The sequence below is a fragment of the Klebsiella pasteurii genome, from assembly GCF_018139045.1.
Lineage (GTDB): Bacteria > Pseudomonadota > Gammaproteobacteria > Enterobacterales > Enterobacteriaceae > Klebsiella > Klebsiella grimontii.
The window spans coordinates 2,591,730-2,615,710 of sequence record NZ_CP073236.1 but is presented as its reverse complement, the minus strand read 5'-3'; the positions used below and the strand labels follow the sequence as shown (position 1 = coordinate 2,615,710).

At 52.1% G+C, this 23,981-nt stretch carries 20 protein-coding genes and 2 pseudogenes; 11 read left to right on the top strand and 11 right to left on the bottom strand.

Going from position 1 to position 23,981, the window contains the following annotated elements; all coding sequences use genetic code 11:
* Positions 1–5 precede the first annotated feature (5 nt).
* Complete coding sequence (locus KCG39_RS12180; protein WP_004123853.1) at positions 6–1,625, top strand: glycoside hydrolase family 43 protein; 1,620 nt, start codon at positions 6–8, stop codon at positions 1,623–1,625.
* 4 nt (positions 1,626–1,629) lie between these two features.
* Here the strand turns inward: KCG39_RS12180 and KCG39_RS12175 are convergent, their stop codons facing one another.
* The 4 genes from KCG39_RS12175 to KCG39_RS12160 form a co-directional block, all read right to left on the bottom strand.
* On the bottom strand, positions 1,630–2,388 hold the full coding sequence (locus tag KCG39_RS12175) for an IclR family transcriptional regulator (protein WP_004123850.1): 759 nt from the start codon (positions 2,386–2,388) through the stop codon (positions 1,630–1,632).
* Positions 2,389–2,501: 113 nt separating this feature from the next.
* A complete protein-coding gene (locus KCG39_RS12170) occupies positions 2,502–3,272 on the bottom strand; it encodes a MurR/RpiR family transcriptional regulator (protein WP_004123848.1) in 771 nt (256 codons plus the stop codon).
* Between the two features lie 193 nt (positions 3,273–3,465).
* Positions 3,466–4,827, bottom strand: coding sequence for a 6-phospho-alpha-glucosidase (locus KCG39_RS12165; protein ID WP_049114792.1), 1,362 nt, complete (start codon positions 4,825–4,827; stop codon positions 3,466–3,468).
* 11 nt (positions 4,828–4,838) lie between these two features.
* A complete protein-coding gene (locus KCG39_RS12160) occupies positions 4,839–6,383 on the bottom strand; it encodes a PTS transporter subunit EIIC (RefSeq protein ID WP_004123842.1) in 1,545 nt (514 codons plus the stop codon).
* A gap of 311 nt (positions 6,384–6,694) precedes the next feature.
* On the opposite strand from KCG39_RS12160, the gene evgA reads away from it, so the two are divergent.
* The 7 genes from evgA to KCG39_RS12125 all read left to right on the top strand — a co-directional run bounded on the left by evgA (position 6,695) and on the right by KCG39_RS12125 (position 16,370).
* On the top strand, positions 6,695–7,324 hold the full coding sequence (gene evgA, locus KCG39_RS12155; protein WP_004123841.1) for an acid-sensing system DNA-binding response regulator EvgA: 630 nt from the start codon (positions 6,695–6,697) through the stop codon (positions 7,322–7,324).
* 2 nt (positions 7,325–7,326) lie between these two features.
* Positions 7,327–10,506 carry a response regulator gene (locus tag KCG39_RS12150; RefSeq protein ID WP_211811615.1) on the top strand — a complete coding sequence of 1,060 codons (3,180 nt, stop codon included), beginning with the start codon at positions 7,327–7,329 and terminating at the stop codon, positions 10,504–10,506.
* Positions 10,507–10,965: 459 nt separating this feature from the next.
* Positions 10,966–11,484, top strand: a complete 519-nt coding sequence (locus KCG39_RS12145; RefSeq protein ID WP_004123835.1) for a helix-turn-helix transcriptional regulator — start codon at positions 10,966–10,968, stop codon at positions 11,482–11,484.
* A gap of 102 nt (positions 11,485–11,586) precedes the next feature.
* Complete coding sequence (locus KCG39_RS12140; protein ID WP_004123832.1) at positions 11,587–12,105, top strand: fimbrial protein; 519 nt, start codon at positions 11,587–11,589, stop codon at positions 12,103–12,105.
* A gap of 46 nt (positions 12,106–12,151) precedes the next feature.
* Positions 12,152–12,829, top strand: coding sequence for a fimbrial biogenesis chaperone (locus KCG39_RS12135; protein ID WP_004123828.1), 678 nt, complete (start codon positions 12,152–12,154; stop codon positions 12,827–12,829).
* An 11-nt stretch (positions 12,830–12,840) separates the two neighbouring features.
* On the top strand, positions 12,841–15,342 hold the full coding sequence (locus tag KCG39_RS12130) for a fimbria/pilus outer membrane usher protein (RefSeq protein WP_211811614.1): 2,502 nt from the start codon (positions 12,841–12,843) through the stop codon (positions 15,340–15,342).
* Between the two features lie 14 nt (positions 15,343–15,356).
* On the top strand, positions 15,357–16,370 hold the full coding sequence (locus tag KCG39_RS12125) for a fimbrial protein (RefSeq protein WP_211811613.1): 1,014 nt from the start codon (positions 15,357–15,359) through the stop codon (positions 16,368–16,370).
* A gap of 65 nt (positions 16,371–16,435) precedes the next feature.
* Here KCG39_RS12125 and KCG39_RS12120 read toward each other — a convergent pair.
* The 7 genes and pseudogenes from KCG39_RS12120 to KCG39_RS12095 all read right to left on the bottom strand — a co-directional run.
* Positions 16,436–16,926 (bottom strand): annotated as a pseudogene (locus tag KCG39_RS12120) (integrase arm-type DNA-binding domain-containing protein); the annotation flags it as partial.
* Between the two features lie 729 nt (positions 16,927–17,655).
* Positions 17,656–19,989: a primase-helicase zinc-binding domain-containing protein gene (locus tag KCG39_RS12115; RefSeq protein ID WP_211811612.1), complete on the bottom strand. Its 2,334-nt coding sequence runs from the start codon at positions 19,987–19,989 to the stop codon at positions 17,656–17,658.
* Positions 19,990–20,003: 14 nt separating this feature from the next.
* The gene (locus tag KCG39_RS12110; protein ID WP_211811611.1) at positions 20,004–20,324 is read right to left on the bottom strand and encodes a DUF5375 domain-containing protein; all 321 of its coding nucleotides are present in this window, start codon (positions 20,322–20,324) and stop codon (positions 20,004–20,006) included.
* On the bottom strand, positions 20,321–20,548 hold the full coding sequence (locus KCG39_RS12105) for a hypothetical protein (protein WP_087759024.1): 228 nt from the start codon (positions 20,546–20,548) through the stop codon (positions 20,321–20,323). Before KCG39_RS12105 ends, KCG39_RS12110 begins: the two co-directional genes overlap by 4 nt.
* Positions 20,545–20,739, bottom strand: coding sequence for a host cell division inhibitor Icd-like protein (locus KCG39_RS27925; protein ID WP_232393288.1), 195 nt, complete (start codon positions 20,737–20,739; stop codon positions 20,545–20,547). Before KCG39_RS27925 ends, KCG39_RS12105 begins: the two co-directional genes overlap by 4 nt.
* A 24-nt stretch (positions 20,740–20,763) precedes the next feature.
* Positions 20,764–21,096 (bottom strand): annotated as a pseudogene (locus tag KCG39_RS27920) (ash family protein); the annotation flags it as partial.
* Between the two features lie 2 nt (positions 21,097–21,098).
* Positions 21,099–21,365, bottom strand: coding sequence for a helix-turn-helix transcriptional regulator (locus KCG39_RS12095; RefSeq protein WP_211811609.1), 267 nt, complete (start codon positions 21,363–21,365; stop codon positions 21,099–21,101).
* Between the two features lie 538 nt (positions 21,366–21,903).
* On the opposite strand from KCG39_RS12095, the gene KCG39_RS12090 reads away from it, so the two are divergent.
* The 3 genes from KCG39_RS12090 to KCG39_RS12080 are packed head-to-tail and all read left to right on the top strand — an operon-like array spanning position 21,904 to position 23,467.
* A complete protein-coding gene (locus tag KCG39_RS12090) occupies positions 21,904–22,641 on the top strand; it encodes a glycoprotein 3 (protein ID WP_211811608.1) in 738 nt (245 codons plus the stop codon).
* A complete protein-coding gene (locus tag KCG39_RS12085; RefSeq protein ID WP_004136116.1) occupies positions 22,638–22,883 on the top strand; it encodes an ogr/Delta-like zinc finger family protein in 246 nt (81 codons plus the stop codon). Before KCG39_RS12090 ends, KCG39_RS12085 begins: the two co-directional genes overlap by 4 nt.
* A gap of 17 nt (positions 22,884–22,900) precedes the next feature.
* Positions 22,901–23,467 carry a phage polarity suppression protein gene (locus KCG39_RS12080; protein WP_211811607.1) on the top strand — a complete coding sequence of 189 codons (567 nt, stop codon included), beginning with the start codon at positions 22,901–22,903 and terminating at the stop codon, positions 23,465–23,467.
* Positions 23,468–23,981 lie beyond the last annotated feature (514 nt).

Here is a 23,981-nt window from a genome sequence, read left to right as displayed (position 1 = left end):
TTACCATGTACACTATCACCAACCCGATTCTGACAGGTTTCAATCCGGACCCTTCAATCTGCCGCCAGGGTGAGGATTATTACATCGCCACCTCAACGTTCGAGTGGTTTCCGGGCGTACGTATCTACCACTCGCGCGATCTAAAAAACTGGACGCTGGTGAGCACTCCGCTCAATCGCGTATCGATGCTGGATATGAAAGGAAATCCAGATTCGGGCGGTATTTGGGCTCCCTGTCTGAGCTATAGCGACGGAATGTTCTGGCTGCTGTATACCGATGTGAAAATCGTTGATTCACCGTGGAAGAATGGCCGTAACTATCTGGTTACGGCACCTTCGATTGAGGGGCCATGGAGTGAGCCTATCTCGATGGGTAACGGCGGCTTTGATCCTTCACTGTTTCACGACCGCGATGGGCGTAAATACTATATCTATCGTCCATGGGGGCCGCGTCATCACAGTAATCCGCACAATACTATTGTGCTGCAAGAGTATTTTCCGGCGACCGGGGAGCTTGCAAAACAGCGCAAAACGTTGTTTACCGGGACCGCGCTGGGTTATACCGAAGGCGCTCACCTCTACTATAAAGACGGTTGGTACTATTTGATGGTGGCGGAAGGGGGCACCAGTTACGAACATGCGGTGGTTATCCTGCGGTCCAGGCAGATTGACGGCCCATATGAACTTCACCCAGAAGTGACGATGATGACCAGCTGGCATACACCGGAAAACCCGCTGCAAAAAAGCGGTCATGGTTCGATGCTGGAAACGCATACCGGCGAATGGTATATGGCCTGGCTGACCAGCCGCCCTTTGCGCTTACCCGGCGTGCCGCTTCTTGCTTCTGGCGGACGTGGATATTGCCCGCTGGGACGCGAAACGGGCATCGCTCGCGTCGGCTGGCGTGACGGCTGGCCGTATGTCGAAGGCGGTAAACACGCGCCATTAACGGTTCCCGGGCCGAAAATGACGGAATGTGCGACCGTGAACAATGGCGACTGGCGCGATGACTTTACGCATGGTGCGCTGGATCCTGAGTGGCAAACCTTACGTATTCCCTTTGACGAGACGTTAGGCTCTCTGAGCGCGCGTCCCGGTTTTTTACGTCTTTATGGGCATGACTCTTTGAATTCAACTTTTACGCAGGCTACGGTTGCTCGCCGCTGGCAGCACTTCACATTCCGCGCCGAAACGCGGATGCAGTTTTCGCCCGTTCACTTTCAGCAGAGCGCAGGGCTGACGTGCTACTACAACAGTAAAAACTGGAGCTATTGCTTTGTGGATTTTGAAGAGGGGAGAGGCAGAACGCTGAAGGTTTTACAGCTCGACCATAATGTTCCTTCTTGGCCGCTGCATGACGATCCCATTGTGGTACCGGAACACGTAGAAAGTATCTGGTTACGGGTCGATGTGGACAAGCTGGTATATCGCTATGCGTATTCTTTTGATGGCAAGCAGTGGCATACGGTACCGGTAACCTATGAGGCGTGGAAACTTTCGGATGATTATGTCGGCGGACGTGGTTTCTTTACCGGCGCCTTTGTGGGCCTGCATTGCGAAGATATCAGCGGTGATGGTTGCTACGCTGATTTCGACTATTTTACCTACCAGCCGACGATAAAGTAGGCATTTAGCCCGGGTAACCCAGCGCGCGCGAAAGCTGGAGCCCGGCTTCCTGAAGCTGCTGGCGAAAACTCGCCAGCTCTTCATCGTTCACCCGCGAGGTCAGCGTAGAGAGGCTTAATGCCGCAATGACGCGCGATTCATGGTTCCAGACAGGGACTGCCACGCAGCGGACGCCCTGTTCATTTTCTTCGTTATCAAACGCGTAACCTTGCTCGCGGGTCAGTGCCAGCGTTTTCCGTAGGGCTTCTGCGGAGGTAATGGTGGCGGGAGTGTAGGCGGTGAAGCAATAATCGATCAGCAGCGTCTCCAGTTCCTCTTTGCTAAGCCATGCCACCAGAACTTTGCCTATTGCTGTTGCGTGGACTGGTAGGCGACGGCCAATACGGGAGTAAGCGATGGCAGCTAGCTTGCCTTCGATTTTTTCAATATAAACACCCTCGCGTCCATCAAGGATGCCGAGGTGAGTGGTCTGGCCGGTGCGTGAAGAGAGCTCAGTCAGCCAGCCTTTCGCTTTCTGGCGAATATCCATGGTACCCACGACAAAGTAACCCCGTTCAACCAGCTTCATGCCAAGCCGGTATTTACCATTTTCAGGGTTTTGATCGATATATCCATGCAGCTGTAGCGTTTTGAGCAGAGAGTGAAGGGTACTTTTACTCAACCCCATTTGTTTGCTGATGTCGGTGATTTTTAGCTCTGTCGTCTGTTCATTGAACAGATTCAGGATCTGTAACGCGCGTTCAACAGATTGAATAATTGGCATGATTTACAACCATCTCCCTGGATTTATGAGGCAACGTACCCGTTTGATCGTTAAAAATCAATCCAGAGCGCGGCACTTTGGCCTGGGGAAGAGTGATTTTGGAAACGGCGTTTTTAACCGGTCGCTTCCAGCAGCAGTAAATCCATCAGCAGGACCAGGTTTGACTCAAAGGAGGTGACGCCTGAGGCCTCCGCAGCAAAATGTACCGCTTCATCATACAGCGCAAAGTGCAGATCGGCGATGCCGGCAAGGGTGTTGGCTGATGCGCGGGTAAACGCGACCACCGTCATGCCGATATTTTTTGCTATCCGCGCTTTATCAAGTACCTGTTCTGTTTCGCCGCTGCGCGATACCGCGATAAACACCTGATACCGTGCGGCATTGCTTAAGAAAATATTGCGGCTATCGCCGGGTCCGGAGATAAACGCCGTTTTGCCCAACACCTGAAGCTTCTTTGTCAGATACTCCGCAAAAAGATAAGAAAATCCGGCGCCATAGAGAAAAAAACTCTCCTTTTCGCGCAGCAACGAGCAAAAGCCATCACGTTTGTCCGCGGTGACCCAGTGAAAAGTTTGCTGATAGTTAGCGATAAATTGGTTGAAAAGACCGGGCAAATCCGCGGCGATTTGTGTTTGAGGAGCAATGTGAGGCGTTTCAGAGAGCAACTGCTTGCAGTGCCAGATAAATTCGCTGTAGCCGCTAAAACCCAGTTTCTGACACAAACGCATAATGGTAGCGGTAGAGACGAAAGTGGCCTTTGCCAACTGGCGAACGGTGATATTGCCGATCAGCAGGGGATGTTCAGTAAGGTACGACAACACCCGATATTCCGCGCGGGTCAGGGCGTTACCGCGCGTTAAAAGCGTCGCCAGCCGGTTACTCATTTCACAACCTGAATGGTGGGGATGAAAAGCAAGATCACCTCTGGAGATTAAAGGGTTACCCGAGACCCGGCTTTCGAAATAGCGTTAACTGCCCTTCATAAACGCGGGGGTGACGTTAGCCTGTGCAAAGATTGTCGTTTTTTTTTGCGCTGCCGACAAGCGGCTCAGGACTGAGCCGCGTTAAAAGCCGCTTTTATATCGCTTCACCCTCGCGCCAGGCTTTATGCAGGGCAGGCCAATACTCGCGGTTGGCGTCGATCATCTCGTCAAGGATTGCTTTCGCATGCGCCATTGTCGGGACGGTGCGATTGAGCGTAAAGGCTTGCAGCGCTTTTTCGTAGCTGCCTTCAATTGTCGCTTCCACCAGCAGCTGTTCTGATGCCAACTGCTGCTGAAGTAAGGTTTGATGAAATAGCGGCACCTGGCCCACACGGATAGGTTCCGGACCTTCTGAGGTGATGTAGGCCGGGATCTCAACTACCGCATCGTAGGGCAGGTTGCTTATTGCGCCCCGGTTTTCGACCATCACCAGATGTCGTTGATGCAGGTTGAACGCCAGCGAGCGGGCAACGTCAACGATGAATTCGCCGTGTACTCCGACATGAAACGCATCCGACAGGATACCGGTGCGCTGATACTCTTCGGCGGCGGCAAACAGCTTTTTCTCCCGGCCGTTCATTACTTCATTCGCACGGGTGTAGTCAGGATCCTGATGTTCGACAATCTGGTTTGGCATCAGGTAGTACTGTAAATAGGGGTTTGGCAAATAGTCTGGGAAATTATCCATAATTGGCTGGATATTTCGCCATGTTTTCACCCACGACGGGTCGGAGTGCTGAGGGTCAGTTTTCGCGGCATCTTCAGTTAATAAACCGAATTTGGCGATATGGCGACGTAGCTCCGGCAGTTTATCTTCGCCATCGACCAGAACGCGGGTAAACCAACCAAAATGGTTCAGACCGAAGTAATCGACCTCTAGCTTATGGCGATCGACGCCAAGGATCGCGCCCATATTTCGCATCGCTGCGACCGGCATATCGCAGATGTTGAGCACTCGCGCATTCGGTCGCAGTCGGCGTACGCCTTCGGCTACGATGGCCGCCGGATTGGAGTAGTTAACAATCCAGGCTTTTTCATGCGCATAGCGGGTCACAAAATCAATCAGCTCAACCATCGGCAGGATGGTACGCAAACCATAAGCTAACCCGCCCGGCCCGCAGGTTTCCTGGCCGACAACGCCGTGACGCAGCGGGATTTTTTCATCCTGCTCGCGCATTTTATACTGGCCCACGCGCATTTGAGCGAAGATGAAATGTGCGCCGCTGAAGGCGGCCTCGGGATCGGTTGTCACGCTAAAGCGGATGGTTGCGCTATGGTCTCGTATCACTTTCTCAACAACCGGCGCGATGGTATTTTGCCGCTTTTCATCAATATCATAGAGGCGGATTTCCGCCAGCGGAAACTCGCTCAGCCGCACCATCAGGCTTTTTACGATGCCTGGAGTATAGGTACTGCCGCCTCCGGCAATGGTCAAAATGAACGGGGGTTTAAACATGATTATCTCCTTCAGAGAAACGTCTCAACGGCTTCTCGCATTTTCTTGACGTGCAGTCCGTAGACCACCTGGACGTTATTACCTTGCTTGATGATGCCTTTCGCGCCTGTTGCCTTGAGCGCGGGTTCATCAATGATGTCGACATCTTTCACGGTGACGCGTAAACGGGTGTAGCAGTTATCAACGACGTCAATATTTTGACGCCCGCCAAGACCAGCGATAATTGATTCGCCCAGTCCGTCGTTTTTTCCTTTGGCCTGATACTCTTGTTTGCTATACAGCCGCGTCTCCTGTTGATCATCCTCACGGCCCGGCGTCTTCATATTGAATTGAAGGATCAGGAAGCGGAATACGACAAAATAGAGCGCGAACATAATGAGACCGACGCCGATATACATCGGCCAGTTTGACTTCTCGGTGCCCAGCGGGAGGTTATAAAGAATGAAATCGATAATGCCATTCGCGCCGATCGCATGAACGCCAAACAGCGAAAAGAGCATCATGCCGAGGCCGGTCAGCACGGCATGGGCAACAAACAGCAGCGGGGCAACGAACAGGAAAGAAAACTCAATAGGCTCGGTCACGCCGACCAGCAGGGAGGTCAACGCTGCCGGGATTAGTATTGCTTTTGCTGCGGCTTTACGCTCTGGCTTTGCGGTCAGGTACATCGCCAGCGCGGCGGCAGGCAGGCCGAACATTTTGCTGATGCCGCGAGCATCCCAGACCACCGTGCTGCTGAGCTGTTTGACCTGCGGGCAGGCCATTTCGGCGAAGTAAATATTACGTGCGCCCTGATAAACCGTGCCGCATACCTCCTGCGTTCCGCCCAGTTCGGTATAAAGGAAGGGGGTATAGACCAGATGATGCAGTCCTGTCGGCACCAAAATACGCTCAAGAAACCCGTAAATCGCTACACCGAAGGGGCCGGAGCCTTTAATCGCCAGGGCCATCGCGCTGATACCGTGCTGAACGAACGGCCACACTTCGCTCATCAGCACGCCAAGCAGCATTGAGACCGGCAGCATGATGATGGCAACGAAGCAGTGGCCAGAGTAGATTGCCATAGCCCCGGAGAACTGTACGGGAGAGTATTTATTGTAGAGATAGCCTGAAAGCGCACCGGTAAGGATCCCGGCGAAGACCCCCATCTCGAGTACCTGAACGCCCAGAACCATGCTCTGACCCGCCGCTTTCATTTGCTCGGGTGCCGCGAGTTTATCCTGTAGCTGAAGCGTGATGTTCATAGCGTTGATAAAGACGATAAATGTCACGAGGCCGATGAGCGCCGCGTAGCCTTTATCGCGCGTGGCCAGGCCAACAGGAATACCCACGGCGAAGATTAGCGCCAGATTCACCAGTACCGATACCGCAGATTTGGCGATTAGCTGGCCGATATTCTGTATGAAAGGATGGCCGAGGAAAGGCAGGTATTCAGCAAGGTTACCGTTACCGAGCACGTTGCCAAAAGCGATAAACAGACCCACTATCGGCAAGATAAGTACCGGTCCATACAGTGATTTTCCAAAGTTTTGTAGGGCGTTCACAGCTCGTTTCATGTTTATCTCTCTTTTAGAACTGCGCACAGGGTGCGTTTCAGGCATAAAATTAGCAGGAGCAGGGGGCGTGAATCTATTTATCTTATTGTTTTAAAAACAAATGACGCGGAAAGTAACATGTAACCTTCCGGGGTGTGAAGGCGGTAACAGTGTCTAAGGTAATGAGTAGCTTAGATTAGTAGAGGCACAAAATTGCGTGAATAACGTGCGTGGGAACAACAAATATTCATTTATAAATCAGTCCGGTGGTGCCGCCAGGCTATTATCGTAAATAGGGTGTTTCTTAAGAAGAAATTCTTTCGGGTGGGCATATGAGCGAGTGTCTATCTTGTAGTGCAATCATTGTGGATGATCATCCCCTGGCGCGCATGGCCATTCGTGGCGTGCTGGAAAAGCAGCGCATTACCATTATCAACGAGTATGAAGACGGGGCTGCGGCCCTAAAGGCGTTGGCAAAAACGGTGGTGGATATCGTCGTTGTGGACGTTGAAATCCCCGGTATTAATGGCGTTGAGCTGGTGGAAAAACTCAGAGCACAGGGTTTTACCGGGATATTAATTGTGGTGTCAGCAAAAAACGATCGTTATTACAGTAAACGCTGCGCTCAGGCGGGGGCGAACGCTTTTATTAGTAAAAGACAGGATATGGATAATATTCTGGCGGCGATTAATGCAGCGCATAATGGTTATAGCTATTTTCCTTTTTTCCTCGAAGAACCGACGGTTGCGCTAACGGATAGCCAACGTCTGGAATCACTCTCGGCGCAGGAAATGAAGGTGATGAGTTATATGCTAAGCGGCTTAGACAATTCGCAGATTGGCGCAGCCATGTTTATTAGCGCTAAAACGGTGAGTACTTATAAAACGCGGCTGATGGAAAAGTTAGGCTGTAAATCGTTGGTCGAACTCCTCTCCTTTGCCCATCAAAATAAGCTGACCTGACGATGAAAGCGTGGCGCGCAATACTCCTTATTATCTGGATAGTTAGCGCTCATGGCGTTCATGCGCAGGGCGAGTCTCCGGTTGAACTGGAGCTGTCTGGCTACAGCTACATCACGCCGGTTCCGGTTTATTTGAGCGAGGATGACAGGCGGTGGCTGCAGCAGAAAAGAGCGCTACGCGTGGGGGTTTATCTACCGGGACAGCCTCCGCTGGTGCAAACCACGCTTACCGGACGCTACCGGGGAATGAATGCGGATTATTTGACGCTAATCCACTACTCGCTGAATATCCGCATTACCGTGCTGGGGTATCAAAATCGCGCCGATGCGATTCGCGCACTTAGGGCGGGTGAAATTGATACGGTGCTGACCGGCCTTGATACCCGGCCCTCTGTGGAAGAGGGGATCCAGCTTTCTGCTTCACTGGTCCATTCCTGGCCGGGGCTGGTGACTTCTCTGGTAAACGTCATGGCCCCCTTACACAGCCCGCAGAGTACGCGCGTGGCGGTTGTTGAAGGTTACCCTGATGCTGATTTTATTCATCAGGCGTTTCCGAATGCCGAGATTGCCAATTACGCCAATTATCAGGAAGCGCTGAGCTCTGTTGCCTACGGGCAAAATGCGTGGTTTATGGGGGACTCGCTGACCACCAGTACCTGGCTGTCGCAGGAGTTCAGCCTGGCGTTGAGTACGGTTAAATTCTGGTCTTCGCCGCAGAAAACGAGCCACTTTTTATTTTTACCAGCGCAGGCGCGTTTGCGGAAGATTATTAACAGCACCATCAGCGCGATAGATGAAAATCTCCACGGGCAAATTGCGCAGTCGACGATTGATAAAGGCAATCTCTCTTTTCTGCTTGAACCGCTCAATCTCACCTCGCGTGAAAAGCAGTGGTTAAAGAGTCACAAGACGCTGCGGGTGATTATTAATCCATGGTTTGCGCCGTATACCATGGCCGATAGTAATCAGGAAATACGTGGGGTGATAGGGGATATTCTTAATCTGATCGGTCTGCAAACGGGAATGCAGTTTGAAACGGTTGTCGTCAAATCGAATGAAGATATGATTTCTGAGATGAAAAAGGGCAACTGGCATATTGTACAGGCTGCAACCTATGATTTGAGCCGCGAAAACGATCTCTCCTTTACCCATCCTTTTATTACCACCCAGTTTGTCATCGTGGTCAGAAAGGAGGATGCACAGGAAACCGCGCTTCAGCCGGGGACCCGGGTGGCAATCAGCGCCGATCACACTCTACTGATGAAAATGAAAACCCGTCATCCGAATATCCACTGGGAGGAAGTCGAGAACTCCAGCGTAGCATTAAATCTTGTTGCAACAGGGAAGGTTGATGCCGCGATTTCCAATCAGCTGACCGCTCGCTACCTTAGCGAGCACTATTATCCTGACCAGCTAGCGTGGCTTCCGCTAGCGGAAGCACAGCCAGCGGCAATCAGTTTTGGTGTTCCTCGTTCTGAGCCTGAATTAAGGCAGATTCTTGATAAAGCGCTTGATGATATTCCGCAGAATGAAGTTTTGCAGATTGTCAGTAAGTGGATACGCCTGCCGGACGTCCGAATAGATACCTGGGAGCTATATAACCGGCCTTTCTATCTGGTGGCTGCTCTCGCAGCTTTGCTGGTGGTAAGTGCTTTACTCTGGGTGGCCTACCTGGCACTGCAAGTTCGCAGAAGAAAGGCGTCCCAGCGTTTACTCGAGATGGAAAAAAACAAAGCCCAGAAGGCAAATGAAGAGAAGCGTGAATTCCTTTCTTACATGAGCCACGAGATCCGCACGCCGGTAAGTGCGATTGTCGGATTTCTGGAACTTCTGCAGCAGTCTACTACCCACCTCACGCCTGCCGATAAAGCGTCGGTCGAGCATGCCGCGATGGCTTCACGCTCATTGCTAAAACTGATTGGTGAGATTCTTGACCTCGAAAAGATAGAGTCCGGGTTACAAGAGGTGGTTGTGAAGTGGGTGCATACGGATGCCCTGATAAGAGAAAAAATATTGCTCTTTACTGCACTTGCCGCGCAAAAGGGAATAGCGCTGTGCTATGAATCGCATCTGGAACCCAAAGAAGCCATGCAGCTTGATCCTCAGTTGTTGGGACAGGTGCTGACCAACGTGATTGGTAATGCGGTGAAGTTCACCCGTGATGGGCGCGTTCAGGTGTCGGCGAGAAAGCGCGATCGCACGCTGACGATCTCGGTGAGTGACACAGGGCCAGGGATCGGAAGCGAAGAACAAAAGTCCCTGTTTATGCCCTTCAGCCAGGGGAATGTGGGGGAACTTCATCGTGGTTCTGGCCTGGGGCTAGCGATTTCGAGAGCGCTGATGCAGCAAATGGGAGGAACAATTGATCTGCACAGTGAGCTTAATCGGGGGACCCGCGTGGTGCTAAGCCTGCCAGTGCAAACGTCATATGATGCCATTCCTGAATCCGTTGCAACCGAGCCTTCATCGTCGGTCATTGACAGAGCGCTGCGAGTATTAATCGCTGACGATCACCCCTCCAGCCGTCTTCTACTCAAACGCCAGCTCGCCAACCTGGGTATTGCTGCCGATGAAGCCGGAAATGGTGAAGAGGCGTTACGCTATCTCCAGCAGGACCATTACGACCTGGTTATTACCGATCTCAATATGCCGGTGATGGATGGAATCACCTTGACCCGGCAGGTGCGAGGATTTGATAGCAAGCTGCCTATCTGGGGACTGACTGCGACGGCACAGCAGCATGAACGTGAACGCTGTCTTGCGGCGGGAATGACGGGATGTCTTTTTAAACCGATTACGCTTGCGCAAATTTCTCGACTGTTAGCCGAAGTGAGCGAGACGAGCCGGGCTGCGTTTGATGAGAAGCGGCTGGCGGTGCTGGCGCAAGGCAATCGGTCGCTGATGCTCACGGCTCTGCGCGATGCGCAGCGGGAAAATCGACGCGATCTGGAGGCCGCCCGAGTGGCCGCTCGCGAGGAGAACTATCCATCTGTGAAACATCATATTCATCGCCTCAACGGTACTGCCCAGCTTCTGGGGGCTAATGAATTGGTCAATATTGCCCAACGGCTTGAAGATCGGCTGCCCGATGCTATTTCGACGACAGAACTTATCAACGTTTTGGACCAAATAGAAAGTTCGCTTAATAAGCTGGAACAGTCCATCGAATGTTTCCAGTCATAATCTCTTGTCCTACATCTGTAGGCCCTTCCTGACAGAATTATCAGCGTTCGCTGATGTTACCCTGCGGTTAACCAGGTAAAATTAGCCCTGTTCCGACGCAATATATTTCGTTAACTGTTAAGGGAATATTGTCTAAGAAAAATCTAAAATCATGGTTATTACAGGTTCTGGCTATCAAAGACTAATAGATCATTAAGTTGCACCTATGCATTGTACTAGTTTTAAATTCCATGTTTTTATTTATTATTGGTTTTTTGGTTTGGCCATTAGCGCTCTTCATGGGTTAATAATCCATGAAAGATGAAAAGATAGTAGAAACGATCGTTTTTAACTTAATAAGTGAAAACCATTACTTTTATGCTGTCATAAAAAAATATTTTCTGTAAATTTTACATCGAAACACGAAAGGGATTACAGACGCTAAATAACAAAGAGGATTATGTCGGAAAGGTAAGCTTTATGGATTTGTCAGACGCCATTTTTTCTGATGATTACTTTTTTATCGTCGGCATCTGTGCGTTGTTAACGCCGGAGTTGATTGATGAAAACTACTATATTATAGACATTGAAACGATAAACCTGTCAGAGGTGCGAAAGCACATATTTCCCGGCAGGAAAGTTATTGCGTTTATTACCAATGATCTTGACTATTATGCATTAATGCATCTGCCGGATTTCATTTTTATTGATAAAAAATGTCGATTGAATGAGATCCCCTCATGTTTACTGGTTAAGAATTCAAGATATAACTATAGAGTGAAATATTCACTTTCTCGTCGTGAGAAAGAAGTGCTCTCTTGTATGCAGAAAGGCCTGGATGCTAAAGAAATTGGTATTGAGCTAGGGATGACGATGAAAACGTTTTATACCCATCGGCGCAGTCTGATATTTAAGCTTCAGCAGAACAATCGCGTTTCGCTGTATCAAAATATTGTGCGCAGCGAATCCTATAAGTTAAGCACTTGCGAATATAACTGAGTGGTATCACTCGTTAAAAAATTATGGAGGTGAAAGCTACAAAGATTTTTTAGGATTACTTATTTATTTTCAAAAATTCAATTAATTATCTGGAACTTATATATGAAAAAGATTGCACTGATTTCTGCACTTATGTCTCTGTCCGTATTTCAGGCTGCAAATGCCGCTGACGGAGTTATCAATTTTACCGGAAACATTACGGGGACAGCCTGCGTGGTTGATACTTCCGCTATTTCTCAACCTGTTGATCTCGGCACTATCTCTACCACGGCATTTACCGGTGGTAATGGTGCTACGGCGGCGGCGAAGCGCTTTAACATTGTGCTGAAATCCTGCCCTGCCAGCGTTTCCAGCGCCAGCATTCGTTTTGATGGTACCACCAGTGCCGCGAATCCTTCTATTCTGGCTCTTAGCAACGGGCAAACTGCATCGAATGTTGGCGTGGCCCTTTATGAGCAGGATAGCACGACGCTTATTCCAGTAGGCTCCACCTCGGCAAGCGTGACTTTGCTGGAAGATGTGAATAATACCCTGACCTACTTCGCTAAATATATGGCGACGGGCGCAGTTGGTGCAGGAACAGCAAATTCCTCTACGTCATTTACCGTAACTTATCAGTAACCGCAGGGCCCTTTGTGGCCCTGATTTAGTCTCTCAGGATCTCTTCATGTTTCGGAAAGTATTAAAAAAAATCGCTGTGAGTTTGTTACTTATCTCAACAAGCGCCATCAGTGGTGTGGAAATTGGTGGCACCCGATTAATTTATAATGGCACTGGTCATCAAGCGGCGATCAGCGTAAGTAACCCAGATAATACACCCTATTTAATTCAGTCATGGGTCAGTAAAAATGAGAACAGTGATGATGGTGATAGCCTTTTTGTCACTACGCCACCGCTATTTAAATTAAATCCACATACGCAGAATTCTGTACGTGTGATGTTAGCCGGTAACGCTGTACCTCAAGACCGCGAAAGCGTGTATTGGTTGAATATTAAATCAATACCTTCTTCGTCGGCGGAGGCGAAGAATGAGTTGTTGATTGCTGTAAAAAGTAAAATGAAAGTTTTTTATCGCCCCGCAGGATTAAAAGGCGACCCTTCATTAGCTTATCAGCAATTAACCTTTTCCGCCGCGGGTGGAAAACTCAGTGTGCATAATCCGACTCCTTATAGCGTGTCGCTTTATGATGTAAAAGTTAATGGTAAAGAATTAGCAAAACCTCCAATGGTTTTACCATTCCAGACGCTATCGCTACCTCAGACAACAGTAGCGAGTGGTGAAGTATCGTGGCGTGCGATAAATGACTTTGGAGGCATTACGGCTCAACATAAATTTAAAATTTAGGTTAATTATTCATGCTCCAGTTTAATGCGATGTCAGGTTGTGCAAAATTAACTCAGTTAGCTGCGCTTATTTTTTTATGCATTTATGTCCCAGCGCTACTGGCTGAGGATTATTTTGCCCCGGATTTTATTGAAACTCGCGGAAATCTTCCTCGTGATGTTGATATCTCCCGTTTTAGCAAAGCCGACGGGCAGATGCCCGGCGTGTATCATGTCGATGTTTATCTCAACGGAAATTACGTCGACTCGCGCGACATCGTATTTGTCAGTCATGAAAGCGATTTAATGCCAGGGCTGACCCGTGCAGATTTTACGCAATGGGGCGTGAAGCCAAATGCGCAGCCCAACTGGATGGCGTTGGATGAATCAGCGACGGTTGAAAATATCAGCAACCTACTGCCCGGTAGTCAGCTTCATTTTCAGTTTAATGGAATGCGGCTTGAGCTCTCTGTTCCCCTGGAGTATCTGAGACGGGATCCTCAGGGTTCGGTATCACCGGCTCAGTGGGACGATGGACTAAATATGCTGTTTTTGAACTATAACGTTTCCGCCGCCAATAACCATGGCGGCACTGAATCGCAAAACGATAGTTATTTAAACCTGCGTAGCGGCATTAATGTCGGACCCTGGCGGCTGCGTAATTATTCAACCTATAACAACAACAACGGAATGAGTCGCTGGAACACCATTGCTACCTCCCTTGAGCGGGATATAAAAACGCTGAAGAGCCAGTTTAGCGCGGGTGATGGTTATACCCAGTCCGGGGTCTTCGACAGCGTAAATTTTCGTGGTGTTCAGCTCTATTCGGATGACTCAATGCTGCCAGAAAGCGTACGCGGGTTTGCTCCCGTGGTGCGCGGTATCGCACAAAGTAACGCCCAGGTAACCATACGTCAGGGTGGCAACATTATCTGGCAGTCGTATGTTCCACCAGGCCCTTTTGTGATTGACGACCTATATCCCACTGCCGCCAGCGGCGATCTTGACGTGGCGGTACGTGAAGCGGATGGCTCGGTACATCAGTTTATCCAGCCCTTTTCCGCGGTACCGGTAATGCAGCGGGAAGGCCAGTTTAAATATGCGCTGGCTGTGGGGCAGTATCGGGCGGCAAATGATCAGGATAAGGAACCAACGTTTTTGCAAACGACTCTGAGCTATGGTTTGCCCTGGGATACCACGGTTTACGGCGGAATGCTGACTTCAGCAGATTATTGGGCTGGCGCATTAGGAATAGGGAAAGGATTTGGCGATCTTGGTTCGCTCTCTTTTGATACCACATTTGCCCATTCGCAATTACCCGAGAAGACCCAGGAGGGGGTTTCGTTACGCGCGCAGTATGCCAAGGATTTTGCGACAACCGGAACCTCTCTGAGTTTGATGGGCTACCGCTACTCCTCATCGGGCTTTCGTGACTTTCAGGAAGCAAACGGCGATGTGAATCCGTTCCGCATGGTAAGTGATGAAACGCGGCTTGATGACAACTGGCGCTATCAACGTAATAAACGCAGTAAAGCTCAGGTCACGCTGAATCAAAGGCTCGGTGACTGGGGTAACGTAAATCTTTCCGCCTGGCAGCAGGATTACTGGGGAGGTGATAGCGAGCGCAGTGTGAATGTGGGATACAACACCAGCGTTAACAATATCAATTATGGCCTGAACTATAGCTATTCGAAGGGGCCATGGCGCAATGACAACGATCATATTGTCGCTTTTACGATGCAGATCCCGCTGTCACGTTTCTTGTCGGACAGTTGGATGACGCTCTCTGCTAGCAGCAATAAGAAAGGTGATAGCGTTTCGCAGATGGGATTATCCGGCTCTGCATTGGAAGATAAAAACCTGAGCTGGAACGTGCAGCAGGGCTATAACAGCAAAGGCTCCGATACGATGGGCAGCGCTTCCGTCAACTATAAAGGGCGCCATGGAGAGTATCAGCTTGGCTACAGCTATTCTCGTGATAGCCGCCAGCTTTCAGCAGGCGCGATGGGCGGGTTGGTGGTGCATCCATACGGTATCGCCGCGACTCAGCCGCTCGGCGAGACCATGGCGCTGGTAAAAGCGGATAACGCCGCTGGAGTAAAAGTGGCAAACAATGGTGGGATTTATACCGACAGTAAAGGTTTTGCCGTGGTGCCATATGTGACGCCCTATCGGCAGAACAGTCTATCGCTGGATACCGCCACGTTGAATAACAACACGGATGTTCTCAATGATACTCGTACGGTAGTGCCCACGAAAGGTGCTTTAGCGCTGGCAGATTACCCCACCGTAACGGGATACAAAATCATGCTACAGCTGTCCAGAAAAGAGATCCCGTTTGGGGCGACGGCCAGCATAAAAAATCGCGATAACCTGACGGATGGCATCGTTGACGAGCGCCAGCGGGTCTGGCTAAACGGCGCACCGGAGAAGGGGACCGTGGAGGTGAACTGGGCGGGTGAAAGCTGCCGCGCAACATATCAGATAACCTCGTTTTCAGACACCACGCATTACGTTACTGCACCATGCCATTAAGCAGGAGAGAAAAAATGAAACCGATTGTCATCACCCTGATTTTTGCTGCTCTGGGGATATTTTCTCAAGCTGCTCTGGCCTGGGATTGCACGACCCCAACGCCTTCAACCACCGTCTCGCCGCAGAATATTACGATATCGCGCGCTCTCCCTATTGGTGCAGTTATCGGCACTCAGCTTGTGACGCCAACCATCAATGCGTTCAGCTGTTACAACTCTGCTGATGGCGTAATCTCCAATCAGACCTTAGGCGTGATTGCGAACGGCACATTTGATTCGATGGTGAACGGTCGGCGCGTGTATAAAACCAACGTTGCCGGTATTGGCTATGCCATCTCGGGTTCAACGACAAAATGCGCCGGTGGCAGTGCGGCGGTTACCGGCAGCAATACGATCCGGGGCGATATCAATACCGCTAAACTTTGTGAGAACACCAGCGGAATGATTAGCCCGACGTTAAATGGCACCGTAACGGTGACGTTTTATAAAACGGCAACCGAAACCGGATCCGGCACGATAACCGCGAAATCCGTAGGTGCGCTGGTTTTACTGAATAATTCGCTGCTTTGGCAATCCCCTGAGGCGGAGGTCAATATCAACGCCTTCACGGTGACAACTCCGGCCTGTAAGCTGGCGACGGCAGCGATACCTGTTGATATGAGAGAGGTCGATAAACGCGCCTTCAGCGGCAAAGGTTCTACTCCTGGTGACGCCTATACCCAGTCGTTCAATCTCCCGCTCACCTGCAACGCTGGAACCCGGGTTAGCGTCAAAATGGAGGGGAATATTTTTGATGCAACAAGAGGAGTGATCAATACGACCAGCGGCAATAATGCTGCCACGGGCGTGGGCATTCAGTTGCTTTATAATAATCAGCCGATGGCGCTGGGTTCGGATGTCGGCGTGGGGACTTCCTCGGCAAGCGGTGGATTCAGCGTACCTCTAAAGGCGCGTTATTATCAGACTGGGGATAAGATCACTACCGGTACCGCGAACGGCGTGCTGTCATTTACGATGACTTATCAATAACGAGATTGCCGCTTCATGCATGTCTATGTAAGGTGGATTGCTGGGAGCGATTTCATTAGAAAACTGGCCTGTACCGGTTGTACCGCCTGAACCAATACATGGGCTTTGATATCGGTGACGCCTATATTGCCAATTGCAGGAAAAACATCTCTTTCCAGTGAACGCCAGATATCTTCGGCGTAGTCTTCTGTAACGCTGGTTTTCTTGACGTTCCACCAACGTTCAGCGACAAGTTTGAACGTGTTGGTCTTTGCTTCCAGGTATTCCTTGCCAGTTCTTTCTGGTGTTCCTGAGGATCGATCTCTTTTACCAGTAATGCACGAGATTCAGCTCTGAGTTTACGTGCATTGGAAAGTGAGACAGCAGGGTAGGCGCCGAAGCTTTGCTTGGTTCTCTGCTTTGTTAAGGGGCGATGATAACGGAACTGCCAGAGTTTGCTTCCACTGGATTTGATAAGCAGCGTCAACCCATCACCATCGTATAGCTGGTAATCGGTATCTTTAGGTTTGGCGGTTTTGATTTCCGTATCCGTTAACGGCTTGGTTCGTCGTGCCATGAGTCGTCTCCATGCTTTTAGGGCCAACGAAAACAATAGAGTTTTTCGTTGGACCTATCAATGGGCCTAAAAGGTTCGGATTTAATTAGTTCTCTTCGGACTTCGCGGGACAATTTGAGGGCACAAAAAAGCCCGCAGGGCTTGCGCCGTGCGGGCTCTTAGGACTTCATCGGATGACTCTGGTAATCACCGATGGAGAATTTTGGTGCTGGCGGAGTCTGAATAAATCGCGTAAGTATTTAAATTTAAATTATTTTAATGTGTTCAACTTTCATTTGTGTACCTAAACGTGTACCAATTATGGAATGTCATAGCATTCTTCCCTATCTAAAGTTGTCGATTGCTCTTCCTCCTGATGATTTTTCTGGATCTACAAAGGCTGGATAAAAAGTTTTTTTGCATTTAACTGTTCACACTGTTCACCTCCTTATTTTTCTTTTTAATATCATAATGATAGTCGGTGATTAGTTGGTGAAGAGTGAACAGTCAACTCTTCACCTTAGCGCATCTCCGGCCTGTTTACGGCGACCACCACCGCAATATGATGGTGATGAGGGGGGGGTAAAAAGTTTTTTTGGGTTTAACTGTTCACACTGTTCACCTTTGGTTTTTTATTAATACTTTCATAGTGATACAGGGTGAACATACGGTGAAGGGTGAACAGTGGATTGTTCACCATTGAGGGAGGGGCAGATACAAAAAGACCGGCGGTTGCCGGTCTGAGACAGGTTAAGTCGCGGTGGGTTCATCGCACTTCGGCAGCCAGTCGCCGTAGCTTTCCTCTTTCAGCGACAGGTTAGTTTGTATCCCTTGCTTTGTGTGCCGCTTCTCATAATTCATCCCGTACTCTTTCAGCATCATGGGCAGTCCCAGTCCGAACATTTTCAGGCTGAGCACATTCCTGTACCCGTTGGCCTCCATATAGGCCAGATACGCGTGATAGAGATATTTACGGTAATTACGCGGGATGATACTGGCATTACCAATAAACATCCCGTTGGTCTGCGGCAGCGCCTGCAGATAGCCGCAAAAATCAAACGTCGGGTCAGCGTCGCGCTTGATGCTCAGCGCCTCGTCGGAGTTCTGCTGCGACTGGAGCAGGGCGCGGGCGCTCATCGGGTCGCTGAACTGCTGCATCAACTGGCGCACAATCACGGCCAGCTCGCGGGCGATTTTATCCCTGAGCTGCGGGTCGCGCTCCTCCGGGGCTATCTGCTCCGGGAAGTGGATAATCACCCGTCGGCGCGACACGCCGCCGCTGCGGTCGGTGAAGCGCATCGGGTTATTGTTCACGGCCAGAATGACTGCCGGAATATGCGTCGAGTACGGGTTCTGGTATTTCGGGTCGACTGACACCGCATCGCCGCCGGTGATGGCCTTGAGCCCGGCACCGTCACCGCTCCATTTCTCCTGGTCAGGCAGACGAATAAGCGAGAAGCCAATCAGGGAGGCGCGCTTGCGCGGGTCTTCCAGTGTGTCGATGTCCGCCGACGTGGCGTTATCCTCTCCGGCCAGCATCGTGGCGATTTCGGCGAGAATACTTTTCCCGCTGCCACCGGGGCCGGTCACTTCGAGAAAGAGCTGCCAGTCGTAGCGGTTCGCCAGCACCATAAACAGCGCAGCCAGAATCACGTTACGTTTTGTTGGTTTGCCACTGGCCGCCCGGTCGAGCCAGCGCCAGAAGTTAGGCGCATGGGTTTCCAGCGTTTCCCCTTCTACCGGCGGGGTGAAATCCACGTCGCACAGGGTGCGCAGCCAGTGTGATTTACTGTGCGGGCTGAATATGCCTGAGCTGGTATCGAGCACCCCGTTGCGAAAACCAATCAGACGGCGTGCCGGTGCCTCCTGCTGGGGAATAATCAGTTTCAGCGTCTCCACCACTGAGGTAATTCTCCCCGACGAGAACGGGGCGCGTATGCGCTGGAATAAATCAGCCACACTCCGTGAAAAAGTGGCGGCCGGGATATTTTTCCAGATGCCGTTTTCATAGCGGGACAGGAGCTGGCCGTTGGCGTCCACGGCCAGCGCTTCGCCGTAATGTTCATGCACCCGCCAGGCCTTGTCGCTAGCGCCCATGGCGGTAAATTCCGCCTCGCTCATGGTGTCAAACGGGCTTTGGGCCGCTGGCCGGATGGCGTCATAAATGGCTTTACGCGTGGCGTCTTCCCCTTTCAGCATCACCGCATCATTCCAGTCACCGAACACCGGCGGCAGGGCGACAATGCCCTCGCAGGCTGCTGCGGCCGCGGCGGCTTTTGTCTGGCCGTCGCCGTTCAGGTCACGGTCAGCGGCGAGGATAATCTGACAGGCCGGGTGTTTGCTGCGGGCCAGGCTCGCCAGAGAAAGAAGGTTCACGGACGACAGCGCCACCATGACGGTTTCCCCGGTCAGGTGATGCACGGTAAGGGCCGTTGCATAACCCTCCGCTATCCACAGGCGTTTTCCGGCCTGTTTCTGTCCGTTGATGAGATGGCATGCCCCTTTCACCTGCCCGCCTTTCAGGGTGCGCTTGAGCCCCTCAGCGTTAATGAGCTGGAGGTTAACCAGCGCGCCGGTCCCGTCATACAGCGGTACAACTAAATCACCGGCGCGGTAGGCCACGCCGCCGGTTTTGTGCGACGTGGTCAGCGTCAGACACTCACGACCTGCGAAGCCCTTGCGGGTCAGGTAGGCGTTGCCGGTGGCCGGGCGCGTTTTCTCCAGCAGTCTGACGGCCAGCGCGGCCGCTGCTTTGCGGTCGGCCTCCGTTCCGGCCTCTGCGGTCGCCATCACCTCCGGGGCCACTGGCGGCATATTGCCGGTGACGGCGTTCACCTTCCCGGCGGCCTCGGATGCCGATATGCCGAACACCTTCTCAACCAGTTTCAGGCCGTCACCGGCGCCGCACTGGTTACAGAACCATGTACCGCGCCCCTCTTTATCGTCAAAGCGGAAACGGTCAGCCCCGCCGCACACCGGGCAGGCCTGATGGCGGTTTTTTATCACTTTCATGCCCAGCGCCGGGAGAATGCGCGGCCAGTGGCCGCACGCCTGTTTTACCGTGTCCGTTACGTTCATTTTCATGGTGATTGTCTCCCTCAGTGCAGTACAGGCGATGTGATATGGCGGGCGCAGAGCTCATCCATCACGGCGAACCCGAGGAAGGACAGCGACGGGGCGGCTTTCAGCGGCCCGGCCTGCATCAAATCTTCCAGCAGCGCACAGGCAATCAGACGGCCTTTTTCCTCGCCGTGCTGGCGCAGGTAGAAGCCCTCCAGCTCGGCGGCGATGGCGCTTTCCAGCGCGTCGAGGGTGAGGTGGGGATAGCGGTGCTGACGTTCGCACAGGGTCAGCCAGGCACAGGCGACAGCGCGGCGATACAGGGCGGCACGCAATACGGGTGGCAGAGGCGTTTTCATACGTTGCCCTCCCCGGTGAACCAGCGGTGGTTGCAGCGCTCGACCACGCCGTCGAGCTGGGCGGTCATGAGGTAAATCACGGAGGTGAGCTGTAACTGCTGGGCCGGGTCACGACGCAGGGAAGTGCAGTCCTGCACCTGCATCAGGTCGCTGACGAGCTGGCCGACATTGCGCATATGCTCAAGGCATTCGAGGTCACGGGCAGTAATCGTGGAGTGTCTCATGCGCGCACCTCCGCCACCGGCAGACGCCCGGCAAACGAGAGGACGTAATCGCGGACGAGGGAAAGGCGTGCGGCGTGTTCATTACCGGCAACGGTGCGAAGCATACAGATACGGGGTTTACGGTCTGCGCGACGAACGGCGGCAAACACAAAGACAAATTGCGGATGTGACGGGGTGAGGATAATAGCCATGACGGCAGCCTCCTTGAAGTAGTTTGAAAAACTACCACCGGAAACGCCAATTTCACTGGTGGCAGCCCGAGCGGGGTTGGCGTAACCGGCCTTCAAGGGAACCGGCCAGCCCGAAGGCTGCCCCGCCCGGACTACCATTATCAGAAAAGAACCCTGGTGCACGAATAAACACCACAGCCCTGAAAATGGGTGTGCCTGAGCAACGACATAAAAAAACACGCATGGCGCGTGTCGTGTCGCCTTGAAGTTATTCGGAACGCCAATTCCGGCTGTCGATTTTGCGACAGCGGCAAAACTATACCTGGAAACGGCGAAGGGAAGCAAGCCAGAAAAAGGGGCTTTTTGCGGAACGGGCATCATCATGCGTCATAGCCCCGGTTGCGTTCGGCGATACGGTCGGCCATCCACCCGGTGATTTCCGACTGTGCCCACGCCACGTTTTTCCCGCCGAGGGAGATTTGCTTCGGGAAAGCCTCCCGGCTGATGAGATCGTAAATCGTGGAGCGGGGCAGCCCGCACAGATGCATCACTTCGGGCAGGCGAATAAAGCGCTCCTGAACGGCATCAGAAACCGGCATCAGCGGCGCGGCAGGGGCAGAAGACGGGGAAGAAAAAGCGATGTGCATCGGGCTACCTCATAAAGTCCATACAGTGCCGGTCGTGTCCGTCCGGCCTCGGGTAGCTCCCTATTATGTTTATATTTTCTCTCGGGTCATGTGAGATTTTCGGGAAAACAAACATTGACTTTTCTCAGACTCAAACAGTGGCAAACGTTGGCAAACAGATGCAAATCACTGCATTACATTGCAACAACATTTATTACTTTTAGTTATAAATATTTATATATTAATCGAAAAAAAGTCTAAGTGATATCGTCACTGCAAAAACCGAGGGTGAACAGTGGTGAACAGTGGGTGAACAGTCAACCCCTCAACTGTTCACCCTTTATCTTACTGTATTATTTATATTTTTTCTTATGGTGAACAGTGGTGAATAGTTAACAGTAAAAAAACAAACAGTGAGTATGCTTTTCCTGAGACCTTTCTCTGGCAAGCCGGGTTTTGACGTCCTGTTTGTGCCAGCACTGCCACAACCGCAACAGGTCGTGTTGTTGTGTGTGCCCCGGCAGAATCACCTCAAGTTGAAACCACGAGGAAATCTGCCATGACCGACACCACCTTTATCCCTGATTACCTGAAACCGGCGCTGGAGCGACTGACCGCAGCCAGAACGGCCCATCTTGAACAGGCCCGCCTGATGGAGGACACCCTGACGGCCATCACCCGTGCGGAGGAGCAGAAAGCAGAGCTGGAGCAGGACAACGGCAGCGACACCCGCACCTGGCGCGCCGCTTTCCGTGCCGGGGGTGCCATGCTGACCGATGAGCTGAAAAGCGGCCATATCGAACGCGTGGCCCGCCGGGAGCTTGCACAGGAATGTGACAACCTGACCGAAGTGCTGGCCTTTGAACGTGACCTGCTGAAAGCCACCTGCAACAGCACCGCGCGTGCATTCCGGCAGGCGCATCATGCTGTGCTGAGTAAATACGCTGAGGAAGAGCTTAACCGCGCGCTGAATGACACCCTCGGGCCACTGGTCCGGGCGATGGTGCTGAAAGCGGATGTGATGGCAAATCCGCTCGCCAACACCATCGGCCATCAGGGCTACACCGAGCCGGAGAAAGAGGTTATGCATAAGGTGGTGACCTTCCTGACCAGGAAAGTGAGCGACTTCTCCGTTACGCCAGCGGATGAGCCGGTACTCTCCCTGACCGGTTTCCCGGCCGTCGCGCTTCCGCATATGGACCACGACGCCGCCAGCACGCCCGGCGAGCGTAAGGTCTGGCAGGAGAAAATCCGTCAGCGCGAGGCTGACCTGAAAGCGCGGGGGCTGCTGCCATGATGCACTGTCCGTTCTGCAAAAAGTCGGCGCATGCCCGCACCTCCCGCTATCTGTCGGAGAACGTCAAACAGCGCTATCACCAGTGCACCAATATTGAGTGCTCGGCGACGTTCCGCACCACTGAAGCCATCGACGAGGTTATCCGTCCTCCGGCGGAGAAAACGCCGCCTGTCGCGGAGCCGGTCACCCCCCCGGCCCCCCGTAAAGTGCAGGGCTGCTACAGCTCGCCATACCGTCATTAATCAGGGGAGAACTGACCATGACCACCCTTACGCTACAGCAGGCCTTTGAGGCCTGTCAGAATAACAAAACCGCCTGGCTGAACTGTAAAGCCGAACTGGCGGCCGCAGAGCAGGAATACCGCGAGCAGGTGCTGGCCGGGGATGACCGTATACCGGGCAGAATGCAGAAATTACGCGACATTATCGATGTCAAAAAATGGGAGATTAATCAGGCCGCCGGGCGCTATATCCGCTCCCATGAAGCGGTGCAACGCATCAGTATCCGCAACCGGCTGAATGACTTTATGCAGGCGCACGGTGCTGAACTGGCGGCCACGCTTGCCCCGGAGCTGATGGGACTCAGCCAGCAGCCCGCACTCCTGACCGGCCATGCGCTCGACCGTTCGGCCCATTACCTGAGGGAAGCCCTGTCCGTGTGGCTGAGTACCGGTGAAGAAATTAATTATTCGGCAGAAGACAGCGATATTTTAACGGCCATCGGATTCAGGCCTGACGCGGCTTCGCGGGTGGATAATCAGGAAAAATACACCCCCGCACAGAGCCTGATTTATGCCCGCCGGCGCACGGAACTGGCCAGTAAGTAGCCCCGCAAAAAATCCCCGAAAATACCGCTATTTTTCCCGAATTAAGCCATGCATCCACAGGGTGCATGGTTTTGCATGCACTTTCCCGTCCCGTCACTCCCTTCGCAACCCTGTCCCGGCGCGGCCTGAGCCCCCCGATGCACCTGCGTGAAAACCGACCCACGAAGCGGGCAGGCGAGGCGGGGAAAGCACTGCGCGCCAGCGGTAAAGTATTTATTTAATGATATTTAATTTCGCGGCCTGAGCGCGTCGCTGCGCTGCGCAGGTTCTCGGGAGTGCGGTGTGTGGTGCGGTGCTGTTCGGGGGCGTGGTGAGCTTCTGAGGCAGCCAGTCGAGGGGTAAGAAAAAACCATCCAGACACAGCGGAAATCAGTCATTTCGGCGTTCATTGTATCGCTTCTAGAGGTTCTATATCCCTGGCGTATTCGGGTCTGTGGCAGTCTGAGTCTCGCGATGCATCTGCATGAAAACCGACTCACGAAGCGGACAGGAGGAGCGTGGAAAGCATTGAGCG

Bases quoted from the DNA above. Each gene is read 5' to 3' on its own strand.
- KCG39_RS12180 (WP_004123853.1), top strand. From the start codon at position 6: ATGTACACTATCACCAACCCGATTCTGACAGGTTTCAATCCGGACCCT.
- KCG39_RS12175 (WP_004123850.1), bottom strand. From the start codon at position 2,388: ATGCCAATTATTCAATCTGTTGAACGCGCGTTACAGATCCTGAATCTG.
- KCG39_RS12170 (WP_004123848.1), bottom strand. From the start codon at position 3,272: ATGAGTAACCGGCTGGCGACGCTTTTAACGCGCGGTAACGCCCTGACC.
- KCG39_RS12165 (WP_049114792.1), bottom strand. From the start codon at position 4,827: ATGTTTAAACCCCCGTTCATTTTGACCATTGCCGGAGGCGGCAGTACC.
- KCG39_RS12160 (WP_004123842.1), bottom strand. From the start codon at position 6,383: ATGAAACGAGCTGTGAACGCCCTACAAAACTTTGGAAAATCACTGTAT.
- evgA (WP_004123841.1), top strand. From the start codon at position 6,695: ATGAGCGAGTGTCTATCTTGTAGTGCAATCATTGTGGATGATCATCCC.
- KCG39_RS12150 (WP_211811615.1), top strand. From the start codon at position 7,327: ATGAAAGCGTGGCGCGCAATACTCCTTATTATCTGGATAGTTAGCGCT.
- KCG39_RS12145 (WP_004123835.1), top strand. From the start codon at position 10,966: ATGGATTTGTCAGACGCCATTTTTTCTGATGATTACTTTTTTATCGTC.
- KCG39_RS12140 (WP_004123832.1), top strand. From the start codon at position 11,587: ATGAAAAAGATTGCACTGATTTCTGCACTTATGTCTCTGTCCGTATTT.
- KCG39_RS12135 (WP_004123828.1), top strand. From the start codon at position 12,152: ATGTTTCGGAAAGTATTAAAAAAAATCGCTGTGAGTTTGTTACTTATC.
- KCG39_RS12130 (WP_211811614.1), top strand. From the start codon at position 12,841: ATGCTCCAGTTTAATGCGATGTCAGGTTGTGCAAAATTAACTCAGTTA.
- KCG39_RS12125 (WP_211811613.1), top strand. From the start codon at position 15,357: ATGAAACCGATTGTCATCACCCTGATTTTTGCTGCTCTGGGGATATTT.
- KCG39_RS12115 (WP_211811612.1), bottom strand. From the start codon at position 19,989: ATGAAAATGAACGTAACGGACACGGTAAAACAGGCGTGCGGCCACTGG.
- KCG39_RS12110 (WP_211811611.1), bottom strand. From the start codon at position 20,324: ATGAAAACGCCTCTGCCACCCGTATTGCGTGCCGCCCTGTATCGCCGC.
- KCG39_RS12105 (WP_087759024.1), bottom strand. From the start codon at position 20,548: ATGAGACACTCCACGATTACTGCCCGTGACCTCGAATGCCTTGAGCAT.
- KCG39_RS27925 (WP_232393288.1), bottom strand. From the start codon at position 20,739: ATGGCTATTATCCTCACCCCGTCACATCCGCAATTTGTCTTTGTGTTT.
- KCG39_RS12095 (WP_211811609.1), bottom strand. From the start codon at position 21,365: ATGCACATCGCTTTTTCTTCCCCGTCTTCTGCCCCTGCCGCGCCGCTG.
- KCG39_RS12090 (WP_211811608.1), top strand. From the start codon at position 21,904: ATGACCGACACCACCTTTATCCCTGATTACCTGAAACCGGCGCTGGAG.
- KCG39_RS12085 (WP_004136116.1), top strand. From the start codon at position 22,638: ATGATGCACTGTCCGTTCTGCAAAAAGTCGGCGCATGCCCGCACCTCC.
- KCG39_RS12080 (WP_211811607.1), top strand. From the start codon at position 22,901: ATGACCACCCTTACGCTACAGCAGGCCTTTGAGGCCTGTCAGAATAAC.